Origin of the sequence: Enterobacter sp. 342 (assembly GCF_036663495.1) — a bacterium.
Lineage (GTDB): Bacteria > Pseudomonadota > Gammaproteobacteria > Enterobacterales > Enterobacteriaceae > Enterobacter.
This window is the reverse complement of record NZ_JAWUEI010000001.1, coordinates 402,156-413,978: the sequence shown is the minus strand read 5'-3', so window position 1 is coordinate 413,978 and position 11,823 is coordinate 402,156. Positions and strand designations below refer to the sequence as shown.

Annotated in this window: 9 protein-coding genes; 5 read left to right on the top strand and 4 right to left on the bottom strand. The window is 54.9% G+C overall.

The window, feature by feature from the left end; genetic code table 11:
* Window positions 1–318: 318 nt before the first annotated feature.
* Together V6E55_RS02015 and V6E55_RS02010 are read right to left on the bottom strand one after the other, a co-directional pair.
* Window positions 319–1,359 carry an NADP-dependent oxidoreductase gene (locus tag V6E55_RS02015; protein ID WP_316942034.1) on the bottom strand — a complete coding sequence of 347 codons (1,041 nt, stop codon included), beginning with the start codon at window positions 1,357–1,359 and terminating at the stop codon, window positions 319–321.
* A 65-nt stretch (window positions 1,360–1,424) separates the two neighbouring features.
* Entirely contained in the window at window positions 1,425–2,000 is a 576-nt protein-coding gene (locus V6E55_RS02010; protein ID WP_114977118.1) for a helix-turn-helix domain-containing protein, read from the bottom strand.
* Window positions 2,001–2,148: 148 nt separating this feature from the next.
* Here V6E55_RS02010 and V6E55_RS02005 point away from each other — a divergent pair, with 148 nt between their 5' ends.
* Both V6E55_RS02005 and V6E55_RS02000 read left to right on the top strand, forming a co-directional pair.
* Window positions 2,149–2,667, top strand: a complete 519-nt coding sequence (locus tag V6E55_RS02005) for a GNAT family N-acetyltransferase (protein ID WP_114977117.1) — start codon at window positions 2,149–2,151, stop codon at window positions 2,665–2,667.
* Window positions 2,664–3,113, top strand: a complete 450-nt coding sequence (locus V6E55_RS02000) for a DMT family transporter (RefSeq protein ID WP_114977116.1) — start codon at window positions 2,664–2,666, stop codon at window positions 3,111–3,113. Before V6E55_RS02005 ends, V6E55_RS02000 begins: the two co-directional genes overlap by 4 nt.
* A 3-nt stretch (window positions 3,114–3,116) precedes the next feature.
* On the opposite strand, the gene V6E55_RS01995 is transcribed toward V6E55_RS02000, so the two are convergent.
* Together V6E55_RS01995 and V6E55_RS01990 are read right to left on the bottom strand one after the other, a co-directional pair.
* On the bottom strand, window positions 3,117–3,350 hold the full coding sequence (locus V6E55_RS01995) for a YdcY family protein (RefSeq protein ID WP_114977115.1): 234 nt from the start codon (window positions 3,348–3,350) through the stop codon (window positions 3,117–3,119).
* A 66-nt stretch (window positions 3,351–3,416) separates the two neighbouring features.
* Complete coding sequence (locus V6E55_RS01990; protein ID WP_129995697.1) at window positions 3,417–5,015, bottom strand: ABC transporter substrate-binding protein; 1,599 nt, start codon at window positions 5,013–5,015, stop codon at window positions 3,417–3,419.
* Window positions 5,016–5,298: 283 nt separating this feature from the next.
* On the opposite strand from V6E55_RS01990, the gene V6E55_RS01985 reads away from it, so the two are divergent.
* From V6E55_RS01985 to V6E55_RS01975, 3 genes are read left to right on the top strand one after another with little or no spacing between them, the layout of a single operon-like run.
* Complete coding sequence (locus V6E55_RS01985; protein WP_316942033.1) at window positions 5,299–6,645, top strand: SrfA family protein; 1,347 nt, start codon at window positions 5,299–5,301, stop codon at window positions 6,643–6,645.
* Between the two features lie 4 nt (window positions 6,646–6,649).
* A complete protein-coding gene (locus V6E55_RS01980) occupies window positions 6,650–9,631 on the top strand; it encodes a virulence factor SrfB (RefSeq protein ID WP_316942032.1) in 2,982 nt (993 codons plus the stop codon).
* Window positions 9,628–11,805 carry a virulence factor SrfC family protein gene (locus tag V6E55_RS01975; RefSeq protein WP_316942031.1) on the top strand — a complete coding sequence of 726 codons (2,178 nt, stop codon included), beginning with the start codon at window positions 9,628–9,630 and terminating at the stop codon, window positions 11,803–11,805. Before V6E55_RS01980 ends, V6E55_RS01975 begins: the two co-directional genes overlap by 4 nt.
* Window positions 11,806–11,823: the final 18 nt, after the last annotated feature.

The following is an 11,823-nucleotide window of genomic DNA, read 5'->3' as shown; positions in this document are numbered from 1 at the left end:
AGCTGATAGAAACAGAAGCCACTGGAGCACCTCAAAAACACCATCATACACTAAATCAGTAAGTTGGCAGCATCACCGCTAAAGCTCAATGCTATTTTTTAAACGTCATTTTTAATAAAACGACGCCGGTCCGATATATCCTGTATCGTCATGCCTGGTGGTGGGAAGTACGTAAAAACATCAAAACGTGCAAAATTTGTTTTTTTTCGTTTTCGGGCTCATCCGGGATGATGGCGCGAAAAGCCATGTCAGTTAATTAAAGACAATATATCGTATCTTCACAAATAAATATGGCGGGAAACCCCGCCATAGTGTGGTTTATTTATTGTCGCCCGCGACGCGAATCACGACTTTGCCGAAGTTTCGCCCTTCGAGAAGGCCAATCAGCGCCTCAGGCGCGTTCTCCAGCCCGTTGGTCACCTGTTCACGATAGTGAATTTTACCTTCCTGCACCCAGCGCCCCATCTCTTGCTGGAACTCTTTAATACGGTGCCCATAGTCCTGGCCAATGATAAAGCCCTGCATACGAATGCGTTTCTTCAGAATGGTCGCCATCAGGAGCGGCAAACGATCCGGTCCGTCAGGCAGGCCCGTCGCATTGTAGCCACTTACCAGACCACACACCGGTACGCGCGCGGAAGTATTCAGTAACGGCAGCACGGCGTCAAAGACTTTCCCGCCGACGTTTTCATAATAAACATCAATCCCTTTCGGGCAGGCTTTTTTCAGTTGATCGGCAAAATCCGCAGCGTGGTGATCCAGACAGAGGTCAAACCCGAGGACCTCAACCGCATGGCGGCATTTTTCTGCACCGCCGGCCACGCCGACCACCCTGCAACCTTTGATTTTGCCAATCTGTCCAACGGTCGCGCCAACCGGGCCTGTCGCGGCAGCAACCACCAACGTTTCACCCGCTTCAGGTTGCCCGATATCCAGCAACCCCATGTAGGCAGTAAAGCCTGGCATACCCAGAATACCCAGCGCCCAGGAAGGATGAGACGGATTTTCACCCAGTTTGACCAGACCGCTGCCGTCCGAGAGTTCATACTCCTGCCAGCCGCTGTAGCTCAGCACCCATTCACCGGCTTTGAAGTCGGGATGGTTTGACTGCTCAACGCGGCTGACCGTCCCCCCTACCATCACCGCACCGATCTCAACTGGCGGTGAATAGGATGGTGCATCGCTCATGCGGCCACGCATGTAAGGGTCCAGTGACAGCCAGACCGTACGGAGCAAAAGCTGCCCCTCAACAGGCGCTGGAACGGGTTGTTCCTCCAGACGAAAATTCTCCGCGACCGGAGCACCCTGCGGACGGGAGGCCAGTACCCAGCGGCGGTTATGCGACACAGATTGATTCATCAGAAACTCCTTCTGGTTCAAATGTCATTACAGCCTGGCTCACGATCGGCGTTATCGCTTTAACATTACGAGCCAGACTGGTTAAGCCGCACGACCAGATAGATGCAGGTTTCATTCGTTTCGTTGATGAACCGACAGTCATTAGGCGGCCCCAGTTCCAGGCAGTCTCCGGCCTGCATTTCGTGGCGCGTATCGCCCTCCTGGAACACCAGCTCACCCGTTTGTAGCCAGATAAGTTGACGAGCCAGCGCATAAGAAGATGCTGGCATAGGCACATCGCTCCCCGCCGGGAGTTCAACCTGAACAAGGTCGATGGGAAGATCAGTGCGGGGAGAAACGTGGCGGCGAAGGTAATGCGTTTGTGGGTCGCGCCAGACGGGCTGGTTGGCGAGGCGCAGTAGTTTTCCCTCTTGCATCTCGGCTCTGGCAATCAGGGTCGACATGCTGATGCCAAAAGCCCCCGACAAGCGGGCAAGCAACGTTGCCGTTGGGCTACTGTCCCCACGTTCTATCTTGTGGATCATGGCACGCGAAACACCTGCCCGGTCAGCAAGCTCGCTCAAAGACCATCCGCGAGACTCGCGTTCAAGGCGAATTCTTGCGCTAATCCGTTGATTCATGGTGTCTGTTATGGTGTTCATGACGTCATACTATAGTGTATGGACGGCATTTCAATGGGCTTTTGATAACAAAAAAATATGGCTTATGTCGTAGCTATCTGGCGATACAGTTGTGTAATATCGTAGCCACATCGTAACACTATAGTAAACAACACACAGAGGTTTCATCATGATCGTTCGTCATGCCTGCAAAGAAGACTGCGCTGCGATAGGAGAAATTTACAACCACGCGGTGTTGCACACTGCCGCGATCTGGAACGATAAGACCGTCGATACCGATAACCGTATTGCCTGGTTTGAGGCACGCACGCTTGCAGGTTACCCGGTACTGGTCAGTGAAGAAGACGGTGTTATCACGGGCTATGCCTCTTTTGGTGACTGGCGCGCCTTCGACGGTTTTCGTCATACGGTAGAACATTCAGTCTATGTTCACCCGGACCATCAGGGCAAAGGGATTGGTCGCACATTGATGAAAGCGCTGATTAACGAAGCCCGTGCTATCGGCAAACACGTTATGGTCGCAGGCATCGAAGCGCAAAACCATGCCTCGATTCATCTTCATGAAACGCTCGGTTTTGTGACGACGGGTCAAATGCCGCAGGTGGGTACCAAGTTTGGCCGCTGGCTGGACTTAACCTTTATGCAGCTGCAGCTGGATGAGCGCAGCGACCCGGACGCAATCTCATGAATCAATCACTGACGCTGGCTTTCCTGGTGGCGGCGGGAATCGGTCTGGTGGTGCAAAATACCTTAATGGTGCGCATCACCCAGTCCTCCTCCACTATTCTTATCGCGATGCTGCTGAATTCACTGGTCGGCATTGTGCTGTTTGTCAGCATTCTGCTGCTGAAACAGGGCTTCGCCGGATTTAGCGAGCTGGCCGCAACGGTGCGCTGGTGGACGCTGATCCCGGGGTTGCTGGGTTCGTTTTTCGTGTTTGCCAGTATCAGCGGATACCAGAACGTAGGCGCGGCGACGACCATCGCTGTGCTGGTGGCAAGCCAGTTGATCGGCGGACTGGTGATGGACGTGCTGAGAAGCAACGGCATACCACTACGCGCTCTGATCGGCCCGGTGTGCGGCGCGGTGATGTTGGTCGTGGGTGCCTGGCTGGTCGCGCGACGCCAGTTTTGATCGCTACAGAATGGTGCCGCCTTTCGTCAGTTGTTCCTGTCGCGCTTCCAGTTCCTCTTTGTGCTGCTTACCGTGGTGGGAAATCGCGGTACGCAGACGTTGCTGCTGAGTGTAGCGATCTTCACGGCTCAGCTCATCGTCATCGCTCAGTGTAATGAGCAGTTCATTCATGTGGGTGATAACGCCTTCGTCGATCGCGGCATCCACACGGGTGATCACTTCGTTTAAATGTGACATTGTCACTCCTTTCAGGTGCCAAAGGTAGGCCGGGTAAGACGTAGCCGCCACCCGGCAATAGAACGCTTAGTTCAGCTTCGCTTTAGAGAAATCACTGCCCATCAGGCTCACGCTGTAACCCGTCACGTTGCTGCGGGTTGCGTAGAACGTTTTCCCGTTCGCCAGTGCGATCCACGGTGCCTGCTGGTAGAAAATCTCCTGCGCCTGCCCGTAGAGTTTCGCGCGCTCAGCCGGGTTGCTGGTCAGCTTCGCTTTTTGCACCAGGGAATCATACCCCTTATCGCACCAGCGTGCTGCGTTTGACCCCGTTTTAATGCTGTTGCACCCCAGCAATACGTCGGCAAAGTTGTCCGGGTCACCGTTATCGGACATCCAGCCGAACAGCGCAGAGTCATGCTCACCTTTACGCATGCCGGAGAGGTATTCGCCCCACTCGTAAGAGACAATTTTGGCCTTCACGCCGACTTTCGCCCAGTCGCTCTGGATCATCTCCGCGATACGGCGTGAATTAGGGTTATACGGACGCTGCACCGGCATTGACCACAGCGTCACTTCCACGCCCTTCTCCAGCCCGGCCTGTTTCAGCAGAGCTTTCGCTTTTTCAGGGTCGTAGCTGTAGTCCTTCAGGTCTTTATTAAAGCCCATCATGTTTGGCGGAATTGGCGATTTTGCCACCGTACCCGAGCCCATAAAGACCGCATTGACGATGGCTTTCTTGTCAGTTGCGTAGTTCAGCGCCTGACGAACCAACACATTATCAAATGGTTTTTTCTCGGTATTAAACGCCAGATAACCGACGTTCAACGCATCAACAGAGTGCAGTGTCAGGTCTTTGTTGTTTTTAATCACATCAAATTGTACCGGGGATGGTGCAGGAATGATCTGGCATTCGTTGGTCTGCAATTTCGCCAGACGCGTTTCCACATTTGGTGTGATGGAGAAGATCAGGTGTTTGGTCGGAACTGCGCCCTCCCAGTAGTTCGGGTTAGCGACATAGCGGATCAGTGAATCCACTTTGTACTGCTGCAGCACATAAGGTCCGGTACCGATCGGCCAGGTATCCACGTTCTCCGGCGTGCCTTTTTTCAGCATCGCGTCGGCGTATTCAGCGGAGAGAATCGAGGCAAAATCCATTCCCCAGTCGGCAAGGAATGCGGCGTTGGGCTCACTCAGGGTGAACTGAACATGGTAATCATCGACCTTTTTAACATCCTGAATCAGTTTATCGAGGCCGACGTCATTAAAGTATTCGTAGTTGCCCTGCGAGACGTTGTGATAAGGATGCTTAGGGTCTTTCTGACGCATGACGGAGAAAATGACGTCATCGGCGTTAAAGTCACGGGTCGGTTTGAAGTATTTATTGCTGTTGAACTTCACCCCTTTTCGCAGGGTAAACGTATAGGTCTTACCGTCCGGTGATATCGTCCAGGACTCCGCCAGCGACGGAACCGGCGTATTTTTCACCGGGTCGAAATTGATCAGGCGGTTATACAACACCTGAGAGCTGGCCACGAAAGACGGGCCGGAGCTGGCGATTTGCGGGTTGAATGACTCGGGTGAGGCTTCAGAGCAGTAAATGATGGTGTCATTATTTGCCGCCAATGCTGCACCTGCTGGTAAAAGAGTGCTCAGCGCAAGGGCGAGCAGTGTTTTCCCTGTAGACATGGTTATAACCCTGGATGTTTTATTATATTGGACAGTAATAACAGCACAGCCTTTATGACCTGGCAAATAACGAAACACTATCAGGTTATTCTAAAGTCGCGTTTTTCGCTGGTTTTGCAGTCAATGCAGAAATGGTTGATTTGCCTTAAGTGCCAATATCCGTCAAGCACAACCGTCACTTTCTATGCCGCAAGAAATCGGCGCTTTTAGCGTCTCTTCCTCCGTTTGTTTGCTTCCTCATTTCGTTAAAGTAACGGTGTGAAGAAGTATATGGGATCAAATCGTGGCAAAAACTCTTTTACGCAGCGGTAATCTGGATGACTTTCAGGCCGTTGGCGGCGGCGGACAAGCCGTTTTTGAATCAGCGTTACAAATCCGGGAAGCGCTCCGGTTGCGCAAACAACAGGCCATTGTCGACTGTCTGGCCATTCCACAGGTCAACGATAACGGCGACCGTGTAGACTGGTATTCCCCGATAGAGGGGAGTGTCACCAGCTGGAAAGCGGCCGATGAAGACGACCGTTTTCGCGCCCTGCGCTATCTGGAAAATACGCTTGCCAGCGTCGAGTCGTTGAGTAAGAAGTGCCTCCAGTCACCGAAAACAGCACAGCAGCTTTTTGGCTCACTGTTGTCAAAAGCGTTCCAGTTTCCAGGGGAAAACTTTCTCTTCCTGGTCGAGGGAAAACCGGTCATTAGCTTCTGGGGTTTTGTAAACCTGAACGAAAATGCGCGCGACGATGTCCTCGACTGCCTGCGCGAATCACTGATCCCTGAGCCCGCCCCCGTTGTGATTGAAGATCCTGAACCAGAACCTGAGCCGGAACCGGTCATCACCTTCGAACAAGCAGACGAGCCACTGATTGCACCGTCAACGGTGGCGCGCATTACACCGGAGGATCTGTATGAGCCAGAACCAGCTCCAGTCGCGACACAACCACAACCTGCACAGGAACCAGCCCCGACAACCGTTGTGAAAAAGCGTCGTATCCCGCTGTGGACGCTGCCCGTTGCCGCCGTGATCGTTGCCGCCATTGCCGCACCGCTGCTGTGGCCAAAACAGGCCCCTTCCGCGCAGCCAGCACCTGCACCTATGCCAGCGCCTGTAGAAATTGCGCCGAAACCGATCAAAGCAGTGGAACCACTGGCGATGAAATTACCGTTGCATCAGGCTGAGGTAGTGGCAAGCAAAGAAAAAGAACCTGCACCTGCACCAGCGCCCGCCCCGGTCGTTATCGTCGCGATCCCGAAAGATGCGATGGTCATGGAAGGTCAACAAGTGAAAGCGGGATCGACGCGCTTCCTCAACGGGACCTGGCGCGCCATCCTCGATGTGAAAGATCCGGTGACCGGTAAGCCACCGTCACTGCGCTATCAGATCCAGAACAACAAAGGTTTCGCCCGTGTGGTACATGGTGACAACATTGTCTGCCGCGCAGAGATCTTCTCCGGGCTGCACAGCAATGGTGAACTGATGATTAAGAGTCGCGGTAATGCCCGCTGCACCGACGGTTCACGCTACCCGATGCCGGAAGTTTCCTGTAAAGCAGGCACCAGCGATATCGCAGAATGTCGTGCTCGTTATGATGCAAACACCGTCGTCCCACTGACGTTCAAGAAAGCAGGTGCCTGATCCTATGCTGGTAAATCTTTGCGACTATAAACAAAGCGTCACGCTTATTGCTAACAGCGGCGTGCAGTTCCTTGATTTCGGCCTGACGCCGCAGGACACCGCCAGCAATGGGCGCTTCGTACGGAAAACCGCGAACGGCCCCCTTTTGCGACTCGATTTCGACCTGGTCAACGGGCGTTATACTCTGCCCGGGATGAACGGCGGACAGCCTGAAGTGGTGAAACCGGAAACCACCATTGCGCTACATCAGTCACTGGCGGTCCTTGATGGTGTCTGGCTTCCTGTTCCGTTCCTGCGCTTCAACCCGCCACGGACCTTTGTTGACGGCCCGGATAACTGGGCTCGCGTTCAGGTGCGTAAGCTTGATAAACCCGACACGGCAGGTCACACGCATCGTGTTACCCTCGCGCTTGACAGTCAGATTGCCGAACATGCCACGTCCGCGCTGTCCCCGGTCGAAAACGACATTCTGAACGGAACCCGCTTCGCTCTGGCCTGGCGGGATAACGAAGTGGAAAGTTTCCTCGACCAGACCTGGATTGACGGCTGGCTGCGTGAGGCATTTACCCAGTATGCCGACGGTGTTGAAAACCGCTCTGAACGTGACCTGCAACAGGCAATGCGTAGTTTTGAATATCAGGCCCACTGGCTCAACCTGCTGACCATGCTCGGCGAGCAGCTTACCGTGCCGGAAGTGAAATTTGTCACTCATACGCTCAGTACTCCTGCTATTCCGGTCGACCTGATACTCGATGTCGGCAATACCCATACCTGTGGCGTGATTATTGAAGACCACGGGGATGCGAACGATGGTTTACGCCAGACTGCTGAACTGCAGGTTCGTTCGTTGAGCGAGCCACAATTCCTCAATGAACCCCTGTTCACCAGCCGCCTGGAGTTCTCAGAAGCGCGTTTTGGCAAGCAGCACTTCTCGGTTGAAAGCGGTCGTGAAGATGCCTTTGTCTGGCCGTCGATTGTTCGTGTCGGCGATGAAGCACGGAAACTGGCTACCCAGCGTCTGGGAACCGAAGGCAACAGCGGCATCTCCAGCCCGCGTCGCTACCTGTGGGATGAAACACCGGTGGTACAGGACTGGCGCTTTAGCCAGATGAACAGCAAAACCCAGCGTGAACCTCTGGCGACCGCGTTTCCGCTGATGAACCTGATGAACGATGACGGTGAGCCGCTCTTTACACTGCCGCAGGACGAGCGACTGCCAGTCTTCTCGCCGCAGTACAGCCGTAGCACGCTGATGACACACATGTTGTGCGAGCTGCTGGCGCAGGCACTTGGGCAGATCAATAGCGTCGCCACACGCTTACGTCTGGGCTTCCCGGCGTCTCCGCGCCAGTTACGAACCCTGATCCTGACCCTGCCGTCGGCCATGCCAAAGCAGGAGCGGGAGATTTTCCGTCGTCGCATGTTCGAAGCGATCGCCATTGTCTGGAAAGCAATGGGATGGCACCCGCAGGATGAAGATTTCGCCACCCGTAAACAGCAGGAAAAAAGTGTGGTGCCGGTTCCTGAAATCCAGATGGAGTGGGATGAAGCCAGCTGCGGTCAACTGGTCTGGTTGTATAACGAAGCCATTTCTCGTTTTGGCGGCCAGACGGAGGCGTTCTTTGCCTCCCTCGCCCGCCCGGATCGTGAACCTGAGCCTGGCACTCAGCCGGGGCGTTCACTGCGCGTCGCGTCTATCGACATTGGTGGCGGCACAACGGATATGGCGATCACCCATTATCAGCTTGATGATGGCTCGGGTAATAACGTTAAAATAACGCCGCAGCTGCTGTTCCGTGAAGGGTTTAAAGTCGCGGGTGACGATACCCTGCTTGATGTGATTCAGCGCTATGTACTGCCCGCCCTGCAAACGCAACTGCAGAAATCGGGGATTGCGGATGCCTCGCTGCTGATGGCTTCACTCTTCGGTGACTCCGGTCGAATTGACACCCAGGCAGTATTACGCCAGCAAACGGCGCTTCAGCTCTTTATGCCGATTGGCCATGCCATTCTTGCCGCGTGGGAATCGAGCGATATTGACGATCCGCTGGCTGGCCTGCATGCCACTTTTGGTGATCTCCTGCCGCAAAAACCGACCCGCAACGTGATGAATTATCTGCAACAGGCGATCGATCATGCCCTGCCAGCGGGTTCTGAAACGTTCGATCTGTTCACCGTTCCGCTGCACGTGAATTTCCGTGAAATGCAGGATGCGATGCTGGCTGGCCAGTTTACGCTGGCCTCACCGCTCCACGCGGTGTGTGAGGCGATATCCCATTACAGCTGCGATATTCTGCTGATCACCGGACGTCCTGGCTGTCTGCCTGGCGTTCAGGCGCTAATTCGTCATCTTCAGCCGGTGCCAGTCAATCGCATCGTCTGGCTGGATAAATACCAGGTTCATGAGTGGTATCCGTTCAGCCAGCAGGGGCGCATTGGCAACCCCAAATCAACCGCCGCCGTAGGAGCGATGCTTTGCAGCCTGGCGCTTGATCTGCGTCTGCCGCGCTTCAACTTTAAAGCCGCAGACATCGGTGCGTATTCAACCGTGCGGTATCTGGGTGTGCTGGATAATACGGTCAACACCCTGCGCGAAGAGAACGTCTGGTATCAGGATATCGATCTCGATAAACCCGGTGCGAAACTCGACGCGCGTCTGCACTTCCCGCTGCGCGGTAACGTCACCCTCGGCTTCCGCCAACTGGCAAACGCGCGCTGGCCGGCTACGCCGCTCTATACGCTTAGCATCAACTCGGCTGAACTGGCCAAAGCGATTGCAGGTGATGGTGTGCTGAATGTGCGGCTTAAACTCTGCGGTGGCAGCAAGCAGGAAGGCCCGGAGTCCTTCGAGCTGAGCGATGCCTGGCTCCAGGACGGAACTCCGGTTGCCCCTGACGCGTTAACCTTCAAACTGAATACTCTGGCCGATCGCCGTCATAGCGGTAGCCACTACTGGATCGACAGCGGGAGCGTATACCTGAAATGACAGCGACGACCACCACCACTCAGGCCCTTATCGGGTGGATTAATGAGACGCGCCTGAACGCCCCTGTGCTGGATAACGATGCTGACGCCCTGCTTGCTCGCATCAACGCGGTGCTGGTGCGGGAACAAGCCATTGAACATGCCCTGACCCGCCAGAGCAGCATTGGGCTTTACGGCCATTCTCAGAGTGCCAAAGCACACCTGCTTTTGTCTCTGTGCGGTAGCGGTAACGGACGCCTGAACGTGACACCGGGCCAGCGTACCTTTGACTATTTTTCGCATATCAATCCGGGACATGCCCTGACAAACATGGCCGTCCGCTTCACCCGGGAAGATGCAGATGTCGTTGATGAGGCGTTTCCGCTGCGTCTGAGCCTGGTCACCGAGGCCGAACTGGTACAGCTGTTTATTGCCCGCACGACGCTGCACCCGCAGATACGCGCGGTGGATAAAGCCGTCATTGAGACGCGACTGGAGAAATGGCGCGGTCTGCGTCAGCCGCAGGGCGTGCCTGGCATCACGACTCAGGAAGTGGGGGCAATTGCCCGCTTCTGGCAGAACACGGTACCCGCCGCAAAACAGCAAATTGATGATGCCCTGTGGCATCAGTTTGCCCAACTGGTACCCTCCCTTGATCTCAGCACACGAGCCAGTGTCTGGTCGCTGCTTTGGGGTGAGCAACAGGAGTTGACCCAACAGTGGTTAAAACTCGCCCACGTGCTGCATCAGACCAGCCATGCCAGCGAACTTGCCGCGCCTCTTAGCCTGCTGGTGGATAGCTTCGGCCTGCCCGGTGAAGGGTTCCTGACGCACGACGGTACGTTAACCCTTCAGGAAGCGCAGGAGACGCTGCTACATCCACTGAATAACGGTGAGATGCTCAATGCCATCAGCATACCCGTCGATGTGCTTGCCTTCCTGACCCGTGAGCTGGTGTTACCGGTTGAGAACAGCGCCCTGGATAATGTGGATATTATTGATATCCCGGTATTTGAAGAAAATAATGCCGACCCGTTACGCCAGGCTAAATCACAGTGGCTGCTTGAGCACTACCGTCAACAGCTACAGCCAGATGTTCTGGTTATTTGCAATGCCACCGCTCAGCACGAGCAGACGGCCAAAAAAGCAAAAGTGCTAATGAACTGGGTTAAAGAGACACAGCCTGCTGAAGAATCTGCCCTGCCGGGTCTGGTGTGGGCAATTACCCCTCATGACGCTCGTTTTACCACCCGGCAGAATCTCGATGAAGCCGTACAGCATCTGCTCGGTAAACCGGGTTTACGTTGGGGCACTCTCCAGGCACTGGACAGCCACAGCATGCAGCGCGTGATCGAGTGGTTGTCTCAGGCCACATTACCCGCCCAGCGGCAGAAGCGTCTCAGTACGCTGAAAAACTTGCTGCAGCAGGAGCTTTCGTCTCTGATGCAAAGCTATCTGACGCCACTGGTTGAGGCCCCCGGAGCCAGACGAACCCGTGCAGAAAGTATGGTGCGTACTCTACAGGGCTGCGCCGCCCGCCACGGCGAACTGCTGGATGGCCTTCTGCCGCCGCTTAAAGCCTTTGAAACTCTGCTGGCCGTTCAGCAACCCCGTGAGGAGCAAGTTAATGGGTTGTTTACGGATTCCATTGACCTGTTTGCCGATAACGCGCAGGAAAGTGCCGGCATGTTCCAGACAAAAGACAAAGCGCGTCTGGCACACAGAGTGTGGATAAATCATCTGCGTCAATGGAGCCGCAATGAGGCCACGGCAGCTCGTCTTGGACTGGATCCCGGGGTGTTACAGCAAATCGCAGATGTTCTGGTGGTAACCAGCTACCGGCTTAACCTGCCTCAGCAACTTCAGCGCATTGTTGAAACGGATAAAAGTAGCGCCGCACAACTGCATGCCGTGATGGGTAATTTCGTTGGCTGGTTGGGTTACGACCAGACACCTGTTACAGCACGTCCGGCAAGCCGCATCCGTAAAGGTCAGGCCATCTTTGTCACACCAGTGGTGAACAGTGCAGAGCCCCGTCTGACCCGACTGGGGGAACAGCCCGTACATGCGGCTACCGCGTATGTTTACGACTGGCTGGTTGCACTCTATAGCCGGGCGATAGAGAACATTGATTACCAGCATCCGCATGATGTTCAGCCCGCCTCTCGTCAGGCACTGCAGGCATTATTGCGCTGATCTTTTTCGCCCGCAGCA